The sequence below is a fragment of the Parachryseolinea silvisoli genome (genome assembly GCF_021190955.1).
Lineage (GTDB): Bacteria > Bacteroidota > Bacteroidia > Cytophagales > Cyclobacteriaceae > Ohtaekwangia > Ohtaekwangia silvisoli.
Map to the genome: position 1 here is coordinate 521,408 of NZ_JAIOAO010000002.1, position 21,112 is coordinate 542,519.

At 51.4% G+C, this 21,112-nt stretch carries 15 protein-coding genes; 9 read left to right on the forward strand and 6 right to left on the reverse strand.

Annotated features, from left to right (window positions below; all coding sequences use genetic code 11):
• Positions 1-5: 5 nt before the first annotated feature.
• Positions 6-1,421, reverse strand: coding sequence for a DEAD/DEAH box helicase (locus K7P01_RS11975; RefSeq protein ID WP_267293227.1), 1,416 nt, complete (start codon positions 1,419-1,421; stop codon positions 6-8).
• Positions 1,422-1,585: 164 nt separating this feature from the next.
• Between K7P01_RS11975 and K7P01_RS11980 the strand changes: the two genes are divergently transcribed.
• From K7P01_RS11980 to K7P01_RS12010, 7 genes are all read left to right on the forward strand, one after another.
• On the forward strand, positions 1,586-2,140 hold the full coding sequence (locus K7P01_RS11980) for a hypothetical protein (protein WP_267293229.1): 555 nt from the start codon (positions 1,586-1,588) through the stop codon (positions 2,138-2,140).
• A 163-nt stretch (positions 2,141-2,303) separates the two neighbouring features.
• Positions 2,304-2,615, forward strand: coding sequence for a preprotein translocase subunit YajC (gene yajC / locus K7P01_RS11985; protein WP_267293231.1), 312 nt, complete (start codon positions 2,304-2,306; stop codon positions 2,613-2,615).
• Between the two features lie 69 nt (positions 2,616-2,684).
• The gene (locus K7P01_RS11990) at positions 2,685-3,629 is read left to right on the forward strand and encodes a YbbR-like domain-containing protein (RefSeq protein ID WP_267293233.1); all 945 of its coding nucleotides are present in this window, start codon (positions 2,685-2,687) and stop codon (positions 3,627-3,629) included.
• A 4-nt stretch (positions 3,630-3,633) separates the two neighbouring features.
• Positions 3,634-4,236: a dephospho-CoA kinase gene (gene coaE, locus K7P01_RS11995; protein WP_317987613.1), complete on the forward strand. Its 603-nt coding sequence runs from the start codon at positions 3,634-3,636 to the stop codon at positions 4,234-4,236.
• Positions 4,237-4,302: 66 nt separating this feature from the next.
• A complete protein-coding gene (locus K7P01_RS12000) occupies positions 4,303-5,358 on the forward strand; it encodes an efflux RND transporter periplasmic adaptor subunit (RefSeq protein ID WP_267293235.1) in 1,056 nt (351 codons plus the stop codon).
• A gap of 14 nt (positions 5,359-5,372) precedes the next feature.
• On the forward strand, positions 5,373-8,483 hold the full coding sequence (locus tag K7P01_RS12005; protein WP_267293237.1) for an efflux RND transporter permease subunit: 3,111 nt from the start codon (positions 5,373-5,375) through the stop codon (positions 8,481-8,483).
• Positions 8,473-9,810, forward strand: a complete 1,338-nt coding sequence (locus K7P01_RS12010; protein ID WP_267293239.1) for a TolC family protein — start codon at positions 8,473-8,475, stop codon at positions 9,808-9,810. Before K7P01_RS12005 ends, K7P01_RS12010 begins: the two co-directional genes overlap by 11 nt.
• Positions 9,811-10,164: 354 nt before the next feature.
• On the opposite strand, the gene K7P01_RS12015 is transcribed toward K7P01_RS12010, so the two are convergent.
• Both K7P01_RS12015 and dxs read right to left on the reverse strand, forming a co-directional pair.
• Positions 10,165-10,917: a DUF2975 domain-containing protein gene (locus K7P01_RS12015; protein ID WP_254082450.1), complete on the reverse strand. Its 753-nt coding sequence runs from the start codon at positions 10,915-10,917 to the stop codon at positions 10,165-10,167.
• A gap of 163 nt (positions 10,918-11,080) precedes the next feature.
• Entirely contained in the window at positions 11,081-13,000 is a 1,920-nt protein-coding gene (gene dxs / locus K7P01_RS12020; protein ID WP_267293241.1) for a 1-deoxy-D-xylulose-5-phosphate synthase, read from the reverse strand.
• A gap of 201 nt (positions 13,001-13,201) precedes the next feature.
• Between dxs and K7P01_RS12025 the strand changes: the two genes are divergently transcribed.
• Positions 13,202-14,113 carry a segregation and condensation protein A gene (locus K7P01_RS12025; RefSeq protein WP_317987614.1) on the forward strand — a complete coding sequence of 304 codons (912 nt, stop codon included), beginning with the start codon at positions 13,202-13,204 and terminating at the stop codon, positions 14,111-14,113.
• Here the strand turns inward: K7P01_RS12025 and K7P01_RS12030 are convergent, their stop codons facing one another.
• On the reverse strand, positions 14,114-15,070 hold the full coding sequence (locus tag K7P01_RS12030; RefSeq protein WP_267293243.1) for a pyridoxal-phosphate dependent enzyme: 957 nt from the start codon (positions 15,068-15,070) through the stop codon (positions 14,114-14,116).
• A gap of 169 nt (positions 15,071-15,239) precedes the next feature.
• On the opposite strand from K7P01_RS12030, the gene K7P01_RS12035 reads away from it, so the two are divergent.
• On the forward strand, positions 15,240-18,212 hold the full coding sequence (locus K7P01_RS12035) for an AsmA family protein (protein ID WP_267293245.1): 2,973 nt from the start codon (positions 15,240-15,242) through the stop codon (positions 18,210-18,212).
• A 308-nt stretch (positions 18,213-18,520) separates the two neighbouring features.
• Here K7P01_RS12035 and K7P01_RS12040 read toward each other — a convergent pair whose 3' ends face one another.
• Positions 18,521-20,080, reverse strand: a complete 1,560-nt coding sequence (locus K7P01_RS12040; protein WP_267293247.1) for an Rne/Rng family ribonuclease — start codon at positions 20,078-20,080, stop codon at positions 18,521-18,523.
• Positions 20,081-20,274: 194 nt separating this feature from the next.
• Positions 20,275-21,090 (reverse strand): tetratricopeptide repeat protein, encoded by an 816-nt coding sequence (locus K7P01_RS12045; protein WP_267293249.1) that lies wholly within the window; start codon positions 21,088-21,090, stop codon positions 20,275-20,277.
• Positions 21,091-21,112 lie beyond the last annotated feature (22 nt).

Sequence of the window (21,112 nt, forward strand, 5' to 3'; positions counted from 1 at the left end):
GGGGCTTATACCGCCCCTGTGTTTCCTGTATTCCCTCCGGCATTGCCGGTATTTCCTTTGTTATCTCCACCGCCGCCGTTGCCACCTCTGCGTCGCTTGGGACGACGACGGCCACTGTTATCGCCACCGCTGGCATTCGCATTTGCACCACTGGCATTGCCTTCGCCGCGGCTCTTGCCGTGACCGCCTCGATTACCACCACCTGAGCGGCCACCACCACCCGGGCGACCACCGCCACTCCCGCGACCATGACCCGAGATGGCTCTCTTTTTCTGGGGCTCGTATTCCGGTCCTTCGCCCGCTTCAGGCGGCAAAGGCAGTTTTGGAATAACGGTCTCAATAAGCGTTTCGATGCTATAGAATTTCCGCTGGTCGCGCTCGTTGATAAACGTTACCGCAGTGCCAGTGGTCTCGGCACGCGCCGTACGACCGATGCGGTGAACATAATCTTCCGGATCGGGCGGCACATCCCAGTTTATCACCAGGCTGATTCCTTCTACGTCAATACCCCGTGACAGCACGTCGGTACCAATCAGTATGTTTACTTGTTTATTCTTAAACGCGCGGAGGATTTCTTCACGCTCTTGTTGTTCCAAATCGGAGTGAAAGGCACGGGCCTGCAAGCCACTGCGTTGAAACACTGTGTCGAGCTTCTTAACGGTCTCTTTCGTAGAGGCGAAGATGATAGCGCTTTTCCACGCCACAGTCTTGAGCACATGCTTAAACACAATGCCTTTCTGCGCATCGTGTACCACGTAGGCCTGCTGTAAAATGCCGGCAGCGGGCTTGGCAATAGAGATGCTGATCTCTTTTGGATCTTGCAGGATCTTGCCTGCCAGCGTGCGGATTTTGGGCGGCATCGTGGCGGAGAACAGCAGCGTCTGCCGCTTTTTGGGCAGGTAATTGATGATCTTTACGATATCGTCGTAGAAACCCATGTCGAGCATGCGGTCCGCTTCGTCCAGCACGAGATGCTCCAGGTGATCGAACTTAATCGTGCCAGCCGCCAGCAGGGCAATAAGCCGGCCGGGTGTGGCAATGATGATGTCGGCGCCTTGCTCGAGCGCTTTCCGCTGCTGGTCCCACGTGGCGCCGTCTCCACCACCGTATACGGGAATGGAGCTTACGCCCAGGAAGTAAGCAAAGCCTTCGATCTGTTGGTCGATCTGTTGTGCCAGCTCGCGCGTGGGCGCAATGACGAGCGTATTCAGATGCCGGTGCTCGGCGTGCAGTATTTTGTTCAGGATGGGCAGAATGTAGGCAGCGGTCTTTCCTGTGCCGGTTTGTGCACAGGCTATCACGTCGTGATTCTCCAGGATCATCGGAATGGCCTGTCCCTGAATTGGTGTGGGCTTAGTATAACCCATCGACGACAAGCCGTCCAGCAGCTTCTCATCGAATTTAAAGTCCTCGAAAGTCAAGAAAAAAAATTTTACAGTTCAGTGTGTCAATCAATCTTTACAAAACAAACTATGGCAGGCGCGGGGCTGAATGTTTATGCGATTTACTTCAATTTTTCCACCCAGCCAAGAACTTGCCATCTCTGGCACAATTTTTCGTACTTTTAAACGCACAAACCAGCTTTATGCAGACGCTTTGTCGATTAACCACCGTGCTGTCCCTGGCCTTGCTCACAGCCTGTGCCTCGAGCCCCTTCGGTACGAAAGTAAAAGAGCCTTTTCAAGGCAATGCTTACCAATCCAACAATCGCTTCTGGCGGGCCTCCGGCAAGGGCGTCAGTTCGCAGGATAACATTGCCCACGGCAAGGCCGACATCGACGCCAAAGCCGAGCTCGCAGGCCAGATAAACACCACCATGAAGCAGGTGGCCGACCAGTACCTCGGCCAGACCGAAAACGCCAATGCCGCCGACGTAGCGGATAAATTCCAAAGCCTGGTGCGGCAGGTTATGAACACCAACATGGCCGACCTGCGCAAGATGGACGAGAAGAAATACTTCAACAGCAAGTCCAACGAATATACCGTCTTTATCGCCTACGAGATCAAGAAGAACGCCATGCTGCGTTTTATGAAGAAGCAGGCGAAAGTAGACAAGACCATCGACGAGCGGCAGCGCGAGACCATCGAGAAGATCGTCGACGAGGAGCTCGAAAAGGCAGACGCCGCCGACCAGGATTAAGGTCTAACGATTTTTATTTACAGGTTAAAGACACCCGGCCGGGCTTTTGCGCCCGCCGGGTTCTTTTTTTTACCGAAAGCACGGCGCGCCCAATTCCCGCGGGCGGGCTGGTATGTTTGTCGTAATTAGGATACCTTTGAACCCTTAAAACTTATAAATTCTTATGTATTCAATTCTGGCACAAGCACAGGGATTCCAACCACAGAGCCTCATTGTCTTCGGCGCGATCATCGTCATATTCTATTTCTTCATGATCCGTCCGCAGCAAAAGAAGCAAAAGGACCAAAAGAAATTCAATGAGGAAGTCAAGCGCGGCGATTATGTTATCACCATCGGCGGTGCCCACGGCACAGTAGCCGAGACAGAAGGCGATACCTTTATTCTCGAAGTTGAAAAAGGCGGCCGCATTCGCTTTAACAAATCGGCCATCTCGATGGAAGCAACCAAAGCTTACACAACCAAGAAGGCATCCTAACCCGTTGACCTCACCACCCGGTCGATACCCGCGCCGGGCACGGGTGTTGCAGGGATACCGCGCAAAAGAATGAGTGTCATCAATTCCATATTCAATCTTTTACGGTTTAACCGGAGAAACTGGAAGCCCGTGGTGTTATGCGTCTTCGCCGCCACGATCTTCTGGTTTTTTAATGCGCTCAACAAAAAGTATACTACCAACATCAGCTTTCCGCTGTCGTTCGACTATGTGGAAGAGGACTACGTAGCGATACACCCGCTCCCCAGGAGCGTCCGTATCAATGTTACCGGTCCGGGCTGGGATCTCTTTCGCCGCAGCCTCGGACTGAAAGTGCCACCACTGGTGATTCCCCTGGAACGCCCGTCGGAGATCAGAAAAATTGTAGGCAGCACACTGCCGCCGTTGTTTGCTAACCAGCTCGAACGCTTCGAGATCAACTTCGTATTATCCGATACACTGCGCATTGCGTTGGAGCCGAAGGGCACACGTTGGATAAGCCTCGCCCTCGACTCGCCAAACATTCTGTTTCGAAAGGGATATGCCATAACTAGCAATGCGACAATCTCGCCAGACTCCATCTTCATTGAAGGTCCCTGGAAACTGGTCATGGCGCTGTCGGAGCCGGTATACCTGAAACTACCCCAACGCAACATCGACGAAAACTTTTCGGAAGATGTAGAAGTGAAGTTTGTAAACGAAGACCTCATTCGCCGCGACCCACCGACCGTGGCAGTACAGTTTAACGTTGACCCGCTCACCGTCATCAAAGATTCTATTACACTAAAGATCATCAACCTGCCGAAAGGCGCCCGGCCGTCGCTGGGTGTGCGCCAGCTGCCATGCACACTGGCCATTCCCCAACGTTTTTTAAAAAGCTATAACCACGACTCGGTCAATGCCGTAGTAGATTTGAAGAGCTTCTCGAAAGGTGTTAAGCGGGTGTTACCGGTTATACAGGGGCTGCCGCCGTACAGTCGGGTGCTGTCGGTAGATTCCATCGTCGTTAAATTCTAATATTGTGCATAAACCTCTGCAGATCGGCATTACCGGCGGCATTGGCTCGGGGAAATCCCTGGTCACCAAAATCTTCGCATGTCTGGGAATTCCTGTGTATGATGCCGACAGCCATGCGAAAGAACTAATGACCACCGATGGAATTCTCATATCGCAGATAAAGAAAGAATTCGGTGATTTGTCGTACTTAAACGATGGTACGCTGAACCGCAAGTACCTGAGCGAAGTGGTCTTTAACCAGCAAGAGAAGCTGGATATACTCAACGGCCTTGTACACCCGCGCGTGCGGCATGACTTTGTTCAGTGGACTGATCGGTATAGGGACAAGCCCTATGTCATTCGTGAAGCCGCGCTGTTATTTGAGACCGGTGTGTACCGGCTGCTGGACCGGACAGTCGTGGTGTATGCACCGGAAGATGTACGCATCCGCCGGGTGATGAAACGCGACAACAGACCCGAAGCACAAGTGCGGGCCATCATCCAGAAGCAGCTGTCAGAAGAAGAAAAAAAGGCCCTTGCCGACGATATTATTTACAACGATGACTCGATCCTTGTCATTCCTCAGGTGCTCGCATTACACCATCGCCTTTTACAGGGGAATGCCTGACCGCACACACTTCAATCCCGTAGGATTAGTGTGACGACCGCCAACAGTAGTACAGACACCAACAGCATGAAACGTAATATAGCAATCGTACTGATCGCCGGAGCCCTTATCGCCGGTGCCTGCCATTCGAAAAAGAAAGACGCCCCCGGCGCTGGCGGCCGCAGCCGCAACAGCGGCCCGGTAATGGCCGACGGATTTCTCGTAGGCGTAAGCTCGGTGAGCGAAAAGATCGAAGTACCGGGCTCGCTGCTGCCCTTTGAAGAAACACAGATTCGCGCCGAAGTGAACGGACGCATTGTCAAGCTCAACATTCAGGAAGGAAGTGTGGTAAGCAAAGGATCGCTGCTGGTAAAGCTCTTTGACGAAGACCTGCAAGCCCAGCTGCGCAAGCTCGAAGTACAACTCAAGATCAAAGAAAAAACCGAAGAGCGTAACCGCGAGCTGGTAGCGATCAACGGCATCAGCCAACAAGACTACGACCTTGCCGCGCTCGATGTGGAGAATCTCAAGGCCGACATCGAGTCCACGCGCATTGCCATTGCCAAGACGGAGATCCGCGCACCGTATACTGGCAGCATCGGTCTGCGCAACGTTAGTCTGGGTGCGTTTCTTGCACCAACGGATATCATTACCACGCTGCGCCAGGTAGATCAGCTCAAGCTGGAATTTTCCGTGCCGGAGAAATATGCAAAAGACATTACAAAAGGGTATACCGTACGATTTACAGTGGATGGTGGCAACCAAACACATAAAGCTACGGTGCTTGCAACGGAGAGCAGCGTAGACCAAAACACGCGCACCCTGAAAGTACGCGCCGTCGTAAACGCTCGCCACCCGGAGCTGGTGCCGGGTGTATTTGCGCGGGTGAACTTACAACTGGGTAAAGACAACCAGGCCATGATGGTGCCATCGCAAGCGATCATACCGACAGCGCGCGACAAGCAGGTTATTGTATTGAGAAAAGACAGCGTGCAGTATACCGTGGTGGAAACCGGTCTGCGCGACTCTGCCTACGTGCAGATCCTGAGTGGACTAAAGGTCGGTGATACTGTTATCACATCAGGACTGATGGCCATACGGCCCAACTCGAAAGTGAAGATTGGAAAGGTTAAGACGTTCTAACACGGCTACACGCAATGAACATTTCTGAAATAAGCCTTCGCCGGCCAGTATTGGCATTTGTGATGAACATCATCCTGGTACTGTTTGGCGTAATCGGCTTTAACTTCCTGGGCGTACGCGATTATCCCGCCATCGACCCCCCCAACGTAAACGTCAGCACCAGCTACTCCGGTGCGAACGCCGATATCATCGAGTCGCAGATCACCGAGCCGTTGGAGAAATCCATCAACGGCATTGCCGGTATCAAAAACATGACCTCCATCTCCAGCATGGGTCGAAGCAACATCAACGTTGAATTCGAGCTGGGCGTAGACATGGAAGCCGCCGCCAACGATGTGCGCGACAAGGTATCACAAGCTAGTCGCTCCCTTCCGGAAGATCTTCCCAGCCCGCCGATCGTTTCAAAGGCCGATGCCAACTCAGATGCCATCATTACCATGACGGTGCAAAGCAACACTAAAAACCCGCTGGAGTTGACCGAATATTGTAACAACGTACTGGTAGAACGCCTGCAGACCATACCCGGTGTTAGCAGCATACAGATATGGGGGGAGAAAAAATATGCCATGCGCATCTGGCTCGACCCCGGCAAGCTCAGTGCCTATAGCCTTACCCCGCTCGACATACAAACAGCCCTGAATAAAGAAAACGTAGAGCTGCCCTCGGGCAAGATCGCGGGCGATGCTACCGAGCTTACCGTGCGCACGTTTGGCCGGCTATATACGGAAGAAGACTTTGCCAATGTCATCGTACGCTCCACACCACAAGGGGATATACGCCTGAAAGATGTAGGCCAGGCGGTACTTGGACCGGAGAACGAAGAGTCGATCCTGCGTGAAAGTAATATCCCCATGGTAGGCCTGGCATTGGTGCCGCTGCCAGGCTCCAACTACGTGGAGATCGCCGAGGAGTTTTATAAACGCCTGGAACAAATCAAGAAGGAAGTACCCGCCGACATCACCCTCTCCATCGCGATGGACCAGACGATCTTCATTACGCGCTCGATCTCGGAAGTACAGGAAACGCTGCTCATCTCTTTCTTGCTGGTCGTCTTGATCATCTACTTATTCTTCCGCGACTTTGTCATCGCCATTCGCCCGCTGATCGATATACCGGTGTCCCTCGTGGCCACCTTCTTCATTATGTATTTGTGCGGGTTCTCCGTGAACGTACTGACCATGCTCGGCATCGTACTGGCTACAGGCCTGGTGGTGGACGACGGCATTGTAGTGACAGAGAACATCTATAAAAAGCTGGAGCAGGGTATGAACAAATACCAGGCGGCAGCGGAAGGCTCCAAAGAAATCTTCTTCGCCGTCATTGCCACATCGATCACCCTGGCAGTTGTATTCCTGCCGGTTGTCTTTATGCAAGGATTTGTCGGCCGGCTATTTCGCGAGTTCGGTATTGTCGTAGCCGGTGCGGTGTTGATCTCCTGCTTTGTATCGCTCACCCTTACGCCTGTATTGAGCGTGAAGCTGACGCGCACGCACCACGAGCACTCGTGGTTCTACCGGGTAACCGAACCTTTCTTCCGCGGTATGGAAGATGGCTATCGCCGCCTCCTCGGAGGCTTTATGCGCGTACGCTGGGTGTCGTTCATTGTCATTCTGGCCTGCGTGGGCGGCTTTTTCCTGATCTCCTCGATCATACAATCAGAGCTCGCCCCGATGGAAGACCGCAACCAATTCCGCTTGACGCTGCAGGCAGTAGAAGGTACATCGTATGACTTCATGGACAACTACGTGCAGCAAATGGTAACGTATGTACAAGACTCCGTGCCCGAATATGAAACAGCCCTGTCTGTTACAGCCCCGGGCTTCTCCGGCGCCGGTTCGGTAAACAGCGGCTTTGTGCGTGTTACCTTAACGGATCCGAGCGAGCGCACCCGATCACAGCAAGAGATCGTGGACGCAGTAAGCAAGAACCTGAATAAATTTCCCAGCGGTCGGGCCTTTGCCATACAAGAGCAAACCATCGCTGTAAACCGTCGGGGTGGTCTGCCGGTACAGTTCGTTATTCAGAATAACAATTTCGACAAACTGCGCGAAGTGTTGCCGAAGTTCCTGGAAGCCGCGTCTGCAAACCCGGTACTCCAGGGTATAGATTCAGACCTCAAGTTCAACAAACCCGAGCTGCGCGTAGCCATCAACCGCCTCAAGGCCACACAGATGGGCATTAGCGTACAAGACATTGCGCAAACGCTGCAACTGGCCTATAGCAACCTGCGCTTTGGTTACTTTACCAAGGAAGGTAAACAATACCAGGTCATGGGGCAGGTAATGCGCATTGATCGCGACGATCCGGACGATCTGAAGAACCTGTACGTACGCACCGGCTCGGGTATGCTAATTTCGTTGGACAACGTCGTGAGCGTAGTGGAGTCTACTACACCGCCAGCACTATACCACTTCAACCGCTATAAATCCGCCACGATCTCCGCCGGCCTTGCGCCAGGCAAAACCGTGGGCGACGGCATCCGCGAGATGCAGAAGATCTCCGACGAGTTACTCGACGAAACCTTTACCACCTCCCTCTCTGGCTCTTCGCGCGACTATGCCGAAAGCTCGGGTAATACATCCTTTGCGTTGATCCTTGCCTTGTTGCTGATCTACCTCATTCTGGCAGCACAGTTTGAAAGTTTTATTGATCCCCTGATCATTATGATCACCGTGCCGCTGGCGTTCTGCGGCGCGTTCCTGTCGCTGTATCTCTCTGATCAAACCAACAACATCTTCTCGCAGATCGGTATGATCATGCTGATTGGTCTGGTGACAAAGAACGGCATCCTCATTGTGGAGTTTGCCAACCAGAAACGCGAGGAAGGCATGAGCAAGATCGAAGCCGTACTGGAGGCATCGCGCATGCGTCTGCGCCCCATCCTCATGACAAGCCTTGCCATGGCGCTGGGCTCGCTGCCGCTGGCCCTGTCGCTGGGCGCTGCCTCCACGAGCCGCAAGCCCCTGGGCATTGTTATTGTCGGCGGTATCATGTTTTCGCTCATTCTCACACTGTTTGTTATTCCTGCTGTATACTCGTATCTCTCACGTGCCAGAAAGCATGTAGAGTTCGGCAGCAACACACCCGCAACACCTTCGCATAAGGAACTGGTATATGAAAATTAAACTTCCGGCCTCGCTCGTAACATGCTTCTTTCTTACAGGCTGTTTGTACGCACAACAGGCCACGCCACAGGCTGAGCAGGTAACGCTCGACCAGGTCATTGGCATGGCGCTCGAGCGTAACTTCGACGTTATCCTGGCCCGCAATACCGCGGAAGCATACGCCACCGACCGCCGGTATGCAACGGGTGCTTTTATGCCTCAGGTGAACGCACAAGGCGCCGTAATCTGGAATAACAACGAGCAAAGCCTCCGCTTTGAAGACGCCACCCGCAACAACAGCGGTAAAGCCGAATCAAAAAATACATCAGCGTCCGTCGCACTCAACTGGACACTGTTTGACGGTACCAAAATGTTCGCTACGCTAGACCGTATCAAAACGATCGATGCCATGGGCCAGTTGGCCGTCAAAGACCAGATGGTAAACACGATCGCCAACGTTATCGTCAGCTATTACGACGTCGTACGACAAAAGCAACAACTCAAAGCCATCCTGGAGCAAATGGCTGTAAGCGAAGAGCGCGTAAAGCTGGCGGACCGCAAGCTGCAGGTCGGCACCGGCGGCAAACCCGAGCTGCTACAAGCGCGTGTCGACTACAACGCGCAACGCACACAGGCACTGCAACAGGAGGCGGCCATCACCAGCCTGAAGGAACAACTTAATACAATGGTCGGCCAGCAGCTGCCGTCGGCATACGAGGTAGCAGATACTATTGTCGTAAACCTCGAGTTGAAACTGGAAGACATTCAGACTAGTATTGAAACCACCAACTTCGCGTTACAGACATTGAACCTCAACACAGAAGCGGCACGCCTGTCATTGCACGAACGTCGTGCCGAGATGTCGCCCGTGCTGGCATTCAATGCCGCCTATAACTGGTCAGAGACCAACAACACACTTCTCATCAATCCATTCTCAGCACTCTTCAGCCGAAGCAACGGCTATAACTATGGCTTTACGCTGACCTTGCCGATCCTTAACAACTTCGTTACCCGCCGCAATATCCAGCAGGCCAACATCTTCCTGGACCGCCAGCGTGTGTTATACAGTCAAGCCAAGGTGGTTATCGATTTCTCTGTCCGCAATGCCTACGTGAACTACGACAACGCTCGCAGAGTCCTGCTGGTAGAAGAGGAGAACATACTCTTTGCAAAAGAAAACGTTTACATCGCACTCGAAGGCTTCAAGCGGGGCATCATCACCTACATCGAGCTCCGCACAGCCCAGCAAAGCCTGGCCGACGCCTACAACCGCCTGATCAACGCACGCTACCTTTCCAAAGCCGCCGAGACTGAGCTACTACGCCTCAAAGGCGCACTGCTCCGGTAAGAACTTAAAACAACCCAATTAAATCGACGGGCTCGTTCCTTTGGAACGGGCCGGTTTTGTTTTGATGGTAGTAGGCATCTGGTTCAAGTCTTCCGACCGAAGGGAGGACGTTCCGATAGCTATCGGAATGGACCAATCCCAATGCCAGTCTTCAGACTGGCGTCGGGCACCTCGGCAGTCCAATACCACTGGTCGACAGGTTCGCACCCATCGACACCGACAAATCAATCCACCGAAATTGTCGTCAAGACAATCTCAACTGTTAGACCTACAGTTGCCACGACCCGCCCCGAAAAGACGCAAAAAAAACCCGAAGGAAATCCTTCGGGTCTTTGATAATATATACTCGACAGCTTATACCGTCGCAGCAGAAGACTCTTCAAACTTACCAGAGATTCTCAGCGTAACAGTTTTCTTAGCCTTATAACCGCAGTAGCCGCACTGATAGTGCTTCAGCAGCTCGCCTTCTTCAACCGGTGTGGGGTTCTTCAGAATTTCTTCGCGAACCACTTTAAAGGTCTGGTAGTTACACTCAGGGCATTGCAGGGCGTGCAGGTGACCCGAGTAACGCTCGATTTTCACGTAGCCAGTTTCTTCGTCTTTCCACACGTCATAGTCGATGGAGAATACGTTCTCTTCCGCCTGCATACCTTCGTCGAGGTAAGCATCTTCTTCTTCTTCGCTCAGCAGCTTCATAGCCTTACCGGTTTTCGGAGAAACGCGGGGCTTATAGCGCAGAACTTTAAGACGTTTTTCGATAAAGAACGGATAGTAGAATTTCAGGAGGTTTTGGATGATCAATGCTACGATCATACCCATGGCGAAGGTAGTGAAGCCGCGCACGAAGATCCACAGCGGACCTAACTCTACGATGTTGGCGTTGGCATAGAAACAGCAGCCGATGACCAGAATAACCGCTGCAATCCACAGGGTACGGATCTCGCTTTTGTTGATGTAATCATACTTCGATTTGGCATCGCTCATCGTCAACAGACGGACCACATGATACAAGATGATCAGGATGGCAATCGCCCAGCCCGCAAAGGCAATATTTCGGGCCATCTCATTCCAGGAATCATACTGGTGTGGATCTACTATTTCGTTCATGATTATCGGTTGGTTATTATTGTTCCTGATAGCAAATATAAAAGTCGGTTTTTATTAAACCTAGCGCGAAAAGTGCGTTAACAGAGAAATCAACACAATTTAATACAGTTTTAGCGATTTTTGTAGGATGAATGAAAAAATGATCCACCGCTTTTCAACAGTACTAGCGCGACACTAATTCCAACATTTCGGCCACGGCACGTTCAATGCCAGCCACGTCAAATCCACATTCGTGGTGCAGTTCGGACTGCTCTCCATGTTCCACCACCTTGTCGGGAATGCCGAGGCGCCGTACCTCTGCGTTGTAATGATGATCGGCCATGAATTCGAGAATGGCGCTGCCAAAGCCGCCCGGCAGACAGCCGTCTTCAATCGTCAGCACTTTCTTATAACGGGCAAAAATGGCATGCAGCAGCGCTTCATCCAGTGGCTTCACAAACCGCATATCGTAATGGCCAATGCGGATGTTCTGTTCCGCCAGCGCGTCACAAACCTCCACGGCGTAGTTGCCGACATGACCTATCGACAGGATTGCCAGGTCGTGACCTTCGCGCAAAATCCGGCCCGTGCCGATGGTAATAGCTTTCATGGCTGTGCGCCATTCCGGCATCACGCCTTGCCCGCGGGGGTAGCGAATGGAAAACGCTTGCTCGGCGCGCGGCAGCTGCGCAGTATATAACAGGTCACGCAGTTCTTCCTCATTCATCGGCGCCGACACGATCATGTTGGGCAGACACCGGAAGAATGACAGGTCGTATGCACCGTGGTGCGTGGCGCCGTCGGCACCGGCAAAACCGGCGCGATCCAGGCAGAAGTTCACCGGCAGGTTTTGAATGCACACGTCATGTATAACCTGGTCGTAGGCCCGCTGCATAAACGAGCTATAGATGTTACAGAATGGGATTAGCCCCTGCGTTGCAAGACCCGCTGAAAACGTAACAGCATGCTGTTCGGCAATGCCCACATCAAAGGCGCGGTCGGGCATCTCCTTCATCATGATGTTCATGGACGAACCGGACGGCATAGCGGGCGTAATACCCACGATCTTGTCGTTGGCGCGCGCCAGCTCCACCAGCGTATGGCCAAATACATCCTGGTATTTGGGCGGCTGCGGAACGTCTTGTACTTTCTTGAAGATTTCGCCGGTGATCTTGTCAAAGGTGCCGGGCGCATGCCACGTCGTGGCGTTGCCCTTTTCAGCGGGTGCATAGCCCTTGCCTTTTACCGTCACACAGTGGAGAATCTTGGGGCCTTTGATATTCTTGAGGTCCTGGAAAATGTCCACGAGATGATTTACATCGTGGCCGTCTACCGGACCGAAATAGCGCAGGTTAAGCGACTCAAAGAAGTTGCTCTGGCTAAGCAAGGTCGACTTAATCCCGGTTTCAACCTTCGACGCAATCTCCTGGGCGCTCTTCCCAAAATTGGAAAGCTTACCAAGCAGGTTCCACACCTCGTCCTTCAGCTTGTTATACGCGCGCGACGTGGTGATGTCGGTCAAATAGTCTTTCAGCGCACCCACATTGGGGTCGATCGCCATGCAGTTATCGTTCAGGATGATCAGAATGTTGGAATCTGACACCCCGGCGTGGTTCATACCTTCAAAAGCAATACCTCCGGTCAGCGCACCGTCACCGATGACGGCAATGTGCTGGCGGTCTTCTTCACCCTTGTATTTGGACGCTACGGCCATGCCCAGCGCCGCCGATACAGACGTAGACGAATGGCCTACGCCAAAGGCATCGTATGGGCTTTCATGACGGCGTGGAAATCCGGAAAGGCCCTTGTACACGCGGTTTGTATGAAACTCGTCACGGCGACCCGTCAGAATCTTGTGGCCATAAGCCTGGTGGCCTACGTCCCATACCAGCTGGTCGTACGGTGCGTTAAAAACGTAGTGAAGAGCAACCGTAAGCTCAACTACCCCGAGGCTGGCGCCAAAATGGCCGCCATAAACGGAAACGTTATCAATGATAAAGTGGCGGAGCTCGTCGCTCAACTGGACCAATTGTGCTTGGTCCAACTTCTTTAAATCGTCTGGTGAGTTGATCTGCGCCAGCAATTTTCCCGGAGTTATCAGCATAGAGGGAATTATAGACAAATTATAGCTCCTTTAACACGTAAAACGAAGATAAGGGTTTTATAACACAACCCCGCACGTTGACCGGAAACGAGAAAAATGGTCCGGAATGCCGCTTTTTGGGGAAAACCTATATACAAAATTAGTATTTCTTTTCGATCGGGGCTTTTTGTAGGATTATAAATAAATTTGCCGGCTACGCTTATGACGACACAGGAAAATTTTGAGGTGAAACTCCCCCTTTTCGAGGGTCCGTTCGATCTGTTGCTGTTCTTCATTGAACGGGATGAATTGGATATCTACGATATTCCGATTTCCACCATTACCAACGATTTCCTGGCGTACATCCAGCAAATGGAAGAGCTCAACATCGAAGTTGCCAGCGAGTTTATTCTCGTAGCCGCCACGCTGATGCGCATCAAGTCCAAAATGCTGCTGCCGCGTCCGCAATTGGATGAGCAAGGCAACGAAATTGACCCCCGCGAAGAGCTCGTACGTCACCTGCTGGAATACAAAAAGTACAAATCGGTCGTAGATATCTTCCACCAGATGGAGGAAACCGAGCTGCAAAAAGAAAAGCGTGGCAACCTGGCAAAAGAGCTCAAGGCGCTGGCCGAAACCACCAACGTCGAAGCCGAATTACAAGATGTAACAGTCTTCAAGCTGATGACGATTTTCGAGCGCGTCTTAAAGCGCTTCGAGGCAGAGAAAAATAAACCCGTGCACCACGTAGTGCAATATCCCTATACCGTCGACGGCCAAAAGAAGTATTTGATAAGCGAAGTGACCAAACATGGCCGTTTGTCTTTTGCCGAGCTGCTGGAGAAATTTCCCACCCGCTTAGGACTCATCTTTAACTTTCTGGCCATCTTGGAAATGCTGGCAATCCAGCTCCTGGCCGTTCAGGTCGGAGAGGGCTTTAACAACTTCTGGATTACCAAGTATCAAGGCGACCAGCTGGAAATTTCCAGCATTGTGGAAGAGGACAATGTTCCGTTCGAGCAATCCGATGTTATCGCCTCCGCCAACAGCGATGCCGTACTCGACAGTGAAAACACAGATGAGGAAGAGGACGAAGACGAACCGGAAGCCGATACCGACAATAACGAAGCGTAATTACTTACCCTGCTCCTGAAACAGCAGCAGCGCCCGTTCGAGATCCACATTCCCGCCCGACAGGATTATACCGGTGCGTTTACCCCGAAACACGTCACCTGCCTTTAGCACGGCCGCCACAGGTACGGCACTGGACGGTTCTATGATAATTTTCATCTTTTCCCATATGTGGCGCATAGCCCGCACGATCTCATCGTCGGTAACGGTAATAATCTGCTGTACGTTTTCGCGTACAATAGGAAAAGTCTTGTCACCTAGGGAAGTCAACAACCCGTCGGCAATAGAATTTGCCTGTGATATTTCAGGCTGCCCACTGAGCATCGAGCGATAAGCATCGTCAGCTCCGGCCGGTTCCGCCGCGATCACCACCGTACGAGGCGAGAAATATCGTGTAGCCATGGAGGTACCACTCAGCAATCCACCACCCCCGACAGGCGCCAGGATGATGTCGAGGTCTGTAACCTCCTGGTATAGCTCCAGTGCAGCCGTAGCCTGACCGGCCATAACTTCATAGTTGTTAAAGGGATGTATTTCTGTCGCGCCGGTCTTGGCAATGACATCCTGTAACATACTTTCACGTGCCTGCAGCGTGGGCTCGCATTCGAAGATCTCGCCGCCATACCCCTCCACACCGCGTTTCTTAATGGCGGGTGCCGTGCGGGGCATGACAATATAGGCACGTATACCCAGCAACCTGGCCGACCGGGCGATGGCCTGCGCATGATTACCGGACGAGTGCGTAGCCACCCCCGCCGCCCGTTGCTCAGGCGACAGCTGTAAAACTGCGTTCATAGCACCGCGGGCCTTAAAGGCGCCGACCTTTTGAAAATTCTCACACTTGAAAAACAGCGATCCGCCCGCCAGTTGGTCCATGCCCCCGGAGGTCATGACCGGGGTGCGGTGAATATAGGGCCGGATACGGCCATGGGCGGTAAGAATAGTGGCGGAAGTGATCATGGAACAGGTATAAAGTCGGGGCATAATAAACATTTCTATACGTTTACCACAATCTAACCCCTTAATATTCTTTTGGCAGAAGCTTTCCCCAATCGGACAAAAAAGACAGCCGCCGTTTAGTAAATTTGGCCTCCTCTTGTCAAATTTAGTAAGGGATAAATCATTAGGTATGAAAAAAGCACTGAAATGGACATTCATCATCATCGGCGGACTTATCGTGTTGCTCCTGGCGGCAGCCTTCATCGTTCCGATCGCTTTTAAGGACGATATCAAAGCCGCCATTGACAAAGAAATCGCTAAGTCTGTCAACGCCGATGTATTGTTTGACATTGATAAATTCGATCTGACCCTCTTTAAGAACTTTCCCAATATCACCGCGCAGATGCGCGAGTTTGGTGTAATCAACCGTGCGCCGTTCGAGGGAGTGCCGCTTTTTGTTGCCGAAGAATTTGAAGTAGAGGTAAACCTGAAAGATATTCTCTTTGGCGACGAGCTGCGGGTAAAGGGTATATCGATCATCAATCCCATCATAGAAATTCATGTGTTGGCCGACGGCAAAGCCAACTATGATATTGCCGTGCCGTCAACCGACACTACGACAGCAACCGAAGAGCCCGGTGGAGACTTTTCATTCGGCATTGACCACTGGGAAATTGTAAATGGCGAAGTGACCTACGACGACAAATCACTGCCGTTCCTGATGACACTGAAAGGCCTGAATCACTCCGGCTCCGGCGACTTCACCCAAGACGTATTCGACCTGCGCACAAAAACTGTAGCCGATACACTTACCATGGCGTACGGCGGCGCAGAATACCTCAGCGACAAACGCGTAGAGATCGACGCTACTATTTCCATCAGCGAGCAATACACCAAGTATACCTTCAAGGAAAACACCGCCAAGCTTAACGACTTTGCCCTGAGCTTCGACGGTTGGTTTAAAATGAACGAGAAGGACTTTGGTATGGACATCAACTTTAAGAGCCCGGAAACAGAGTTCAAAGACATTCTTTCGCTCGTTCCAGGTATGTACTCGGAAAGCTTTAAGAATATCGAGACCAAAGGTGAGCTGGCCTTTAACGGCTTTGCCAAAGGTACCTATAGCGAAACCCAGATGCCGGCGTTCAACCTGAACCTGCTCGTCAAAGACGCGATGTTTAAATACCCCGACCTGCCGACACCGGTGAACAATATCAATGTAGACCTGCTGGTGGACAACAAAGACGGCGTGATTGACAACACCATCATCGACCTCAAAAAACTCCACCTCGACCTGGGCTCAAACCCCATTGACGCGAGAGCCCTGGTGACAAAAATGTACCCCACCAACGTAGACGCTACCGTGTCTGCCAAATTTAACCTGGCCGAGCTGAACAAGATGTTCCCCATGCAAGGCCTGGACATGAAGGGCAGCTATGCGCTGAACCTGAACGCCAAAGGTGTATACGACAGCCTGAAGAAAACCATTCCGGCCATCGACGCAACGATGTCGCTGGCGGACGGCTTTGTAAAATCAGCCGACTTCCCGATGCCCCTCGAAGACCTGAAATTTATGTCAACGATCAAGAACACTTCGGGCAAACTAGCCGAGACCTTCATCACGGTAAAAGACCTGTCGTTACTCCTCGACGGCGAGCGGTTCAACGCCAACCTGGCGCTGGAAAACCTCGACGACTATACCTGGGACCTGAAAGCTAAAGGTGGTGTAGACCTCGAGAAGATCACCAAGATTTTCCCGCTGGAAGGCATGACACTCGCAGGTAAAGTAAAGGCCGACATCGCAACAAAAGGTAAATACTCTGACGTACAAGCCTCGAAATACGATCGCCTGCCTACCAGTGGTAGCGCCTCGCTGCAAAACTTTAAATACCTGACCAAAGACCTGCCGCCGGTAGGCATCTCGCAGGCATCCATGAGCTTTGATCCAAAACAGATTCAGCTGCAAAACCTCAAAGGCACAATTGGTAAAAGTGATTTTGCTGTGACCGGTTCTGTATTAAACTACATCGCCTATGTCTTTAGTGAAAACGCCACCATCAAAGGTGTCGTAAACTTCAACTCGACGTTGTTCGACCTGAACGAGTTCATGACCGAATCAGAAACAACCACGACCATCACGGATACCGCCGCCCTCAGTGTCATTCCGGTGCCGAAGAACATTGACTTTGTGTTGAAGTCAGACATCAAAACGGTGAAGCTCATGAACTTTACCATGACCAATGCCAGTGGCGACATCATCGTGAAAGACGGCGTGGCCAACATGAGCGGCCTGAAGTTCAACATGCTGGGTGGTGGCTTCGTCGTAAACGGCACCTATAACACCAAAGACCTGGCCCACCCCAAGTATGACATGGTGTTAAACATCAACAACGTATCGATGAAGGAAGCCTCCAGCGCGTCATCGCTCGTAACTACCTACGCGCCAATTGCCGGCCTGGTGAACGGCAACTTCTCGACCGACTTTAAGCTCAGCGGCGAGCTGCTGCAAGACATGATGCCGAACATGGCAACAGTCTTCGGCGATGGCAACATCAAGATCGCACAGGCAGCCCTGACAGGCTCCAAGCTCGTGTCGAGCATCACCTCCATCACCAAGCTGAACGATACCGACCAGGTAACATTGAAAGACGTTCTGATGAAAGCATCCATTAAAAACGGGCGCCTGACTGTAGAGCCGTTTGATGTGAAGTTTGGCACCTATAAAACGGTGGTAGCCGGCAGCACAGGTCTGGACGGCTCCCTGGACTACACCCTGAAGATGGATGTGCCCGCCGGCAAGTTGGGATCTCAATTCAACAGCCTGGTGTCGAAATATAGCAGCACCAAGTCCGATCCCAATGCGCCAATCCCTGTAACAATCGGCGTGGGGGGCAACTATGCTAACCCGTCGACCAAGCTGGTCATGGACGATCAAAAACAGCAGGTGAAGGACGCTGCCGCTACCGCGGCGAAAGAAGAAGGCACCAAGGCCCTGGAGAAAGCTGTGAAAGGCACCGAAGCTGAAAAAGTGATCGGCAAACTGTTAGGCAAAGACACTGCCAAAGCAACCACGAAAGCCGACACCACCAAGGCCACGCAGGAAAAGCAGGTAGAGGATGCGAAAAGCTTGATTAAAGGTCTGCTGAAAAAGAAAAAGAACTAGCACATACCGCTAACCCATTTGGAAAGGCCACCTTGCAGAAGGTGGCCTTTTTGCTTTTCAGACCCCGGCTAAAGCAGTGTTGTCCTAGTTTTGAGCTAGACGTAAGCTAGACGTAAGCTAGTGATAAGCTAGTCCTATAAGGACTAGGACATGACCCGGGCATCTCGTTCATATCTCATAAACCAATCAGGAATCCAAGGGCTGTGCGTCGCCTGATAAGGGCAACCTAAACCAACAAAAAAGCCGCTTCAAATAATGAAGCGGCTTCTTACAGCCGGCCATATGCCAGGCTTATGATCTCTTAATGATTAGCTCGCAGTGAGCTGAATTTCTTCGCCTTCCTTGTTCAGGAATTTAAATTCTGTCACGGCCATGGAAGAGTCCATGACGATGTTCACCCAGCGCTTGTACTTGAAGTACCAACGCATGCGCTGAGAGATAATGCCCTTGGTAAAATAGGCGTGCAGATAAGGATGCAGGGCCAATACCAGGTCTTTTTCATTTTGCTTGACCAACAAGTGCTCGACGTTCTTCTCGATGAGGTCGGACACCAGGATAGAGGCAGTAATTTTACCGGTACCGTTACAGGTAGGGCAAACCTCTTTGGTAGCAATATTCATCTGCGGACGCACACGCTCGCGTGTGATCTGCATCAGACCAAACTTAGACAAGGGTAACACAGTCGACTTGGCTTTATCATCGGCCATCTCATCCTTCATAATCTTCTGGATGAGCTTCTTGTTATCGATATTGCGCATATCGATAAAGTCGATCACGATGATACCACCCATATCGCGCAACCGCAACTGGCGGGCGATCTCCTTGGCAGCTTCTATATTGACTGAAAGCGCAGTAGTCTCCTGGTTCTCTTCGCGGTTGGATTTGTTACCGCTGTTGACGTCGATGACATGGAGTGCTTCGGTATGTTCGATGATCAGGTATCCACCGCCTTTGAGGCTGACCGTCGTCCCAAAGGCCGACTTGATCTGCTTCTCAATACCGTAGTGCTCGAATATCTTGGCCTTGCCTGTATACAGCTTTACGATTTTCTCCTTGTCGGGAGCGATCGTGTGTACATAGGCTTTGACCTCTTCGAAAATCTTTTTATCGTCGACATGCAAATTGTCAAAAGACTCGTTTAGCATGTCGCGCAACAGAGAGGATGTCTTATTGATTTCGCCGATGACCTTATCGCGGGGTTGTGCCGTCACGAGGCGCTCCATGCCGTCTTCCCAGGTCTTCACCATATTGCGCAGGTCACGGTCGAGCTCAGCCACCTCGCGGCCTTCGGCCACAGTGCGGATGATCACACCAAATTTTTCCGGCTTGATGGATTGGATCAGGCGAAGCAGGCGCTTACGCTCCTCGTTCGAGGTTATTTTCTTCGATACACTGACAGCGTTGGAAAAAGGTACCAACACCAGGTAACGACCGGCTAAGGATAACTCACAGGATAATCGGGGGCCCTTTGTTGAGATTGGCTCTTTAACAACCTGTACAGGAATTAATTGACCCTTGGTAAGCTGTTGGGTTATTTTCCCGTGCTTATCAATGTCCTGTTCCAGGTTGAATTTGTCGAGCTTGGCGCCGTTGATTTTCTTGGCCCGGACCAGCTTGGTAAACTTTGAAAGTGAACTGAACTGCGGACCCAGGTCGAGGTAATGCAAAAAGGCATCTTTATCATAACCGACATCTATAAATGCTGCATTCAGGCCCTGCACTACTTTCTTGACAGAACCTAAATAAATGTCGCCTACTGTAAATTTGCTGCCTTCTTCCTCGTTATGGAATTCAACCAGCGTCTTGTCTTTAAGAAGGGCTATACGACATCCGTTCTGAGTGGCACTAATGATTAGTTCATTACTCAAAACAAGAAATTGTTAAATAAAAAAATGATGTGTATAGACACACTGCTTCACTTCTGCGAAGCAGTGCTAATCGGTGGCCCGACTATTTCTTCTTATGTCTGTTTTTTCTAAGACGCTTCTTACGCTTGTGCGTGGCCATCTTATGCTTCTTTCTTTTCTTTCCGCTTGGCATAGTAATGCTTTAAATGGTGCTATTATTTCAAATCCTTCAGATAAGAATCTACCGTCGCTTGTACGGCTGGATCCTTGTCCATTTCTTTTACGCGTTCAAATTGTTTTTTCGCCCCCTGGTTATCTCCAGTATTCATCAACGCAATGCCAAGCAGTAATTGACCTTGTGTGTGATTTGGGTTTACCTTCAACAGCTCTTCCAACCGCTCCACGGCTTTCTCGTGCTGCCCGGATTGAATGGAAAGCATCCCCATGTTATAGAGGGCTAACTCATTCTTAGGATCTTCTGCCAGGACCTCGCGCAGCAACGTTATGCCCTGCATGGGGTTTGTCGAGCTTAAGTAGGTCATGGCTAGTTTTGTTTTTACATCCAGGTTCTTGGGATTTTCATCCAGTACCTTTTTGTAAAGCTCCTGTGCCTTACCTGCCAGCCGATTTTGTTTGGCTTCTTCCGTCGCAAAACCGAAGGCCTGGTAGTAATCATCACCTGCTTCGATCCAGCTTCCCGTTGTGTTAAAGAACTTCGCTGCTTCTTCGGAAAACCACGCCGCACTGTCAAATTTGCCAGCAATTCGGTATAGGCCCGCCAAAGAGTCGGCAAAGATAGCATTTTTTTCCTTTTCCGAGCCTGTTTGGTATTGAATGCGCAAAGATGCAATGGATTGAACCACCGCACGGGGTGCGGCGGCATGCACATCGGCATGCTGGCCTACAGAATCGGGCCCCTGGGCGCCTGTTGCCACGGTACCGTCATTCTCTACTACTACCTTCGGCAGCAAAAAAAGAGCTACGATGACCGCCACACTGGCGACTATTAAGAATATACGCGTTTTTAGCATGTTTTGGAAGGAATTCCCGGGA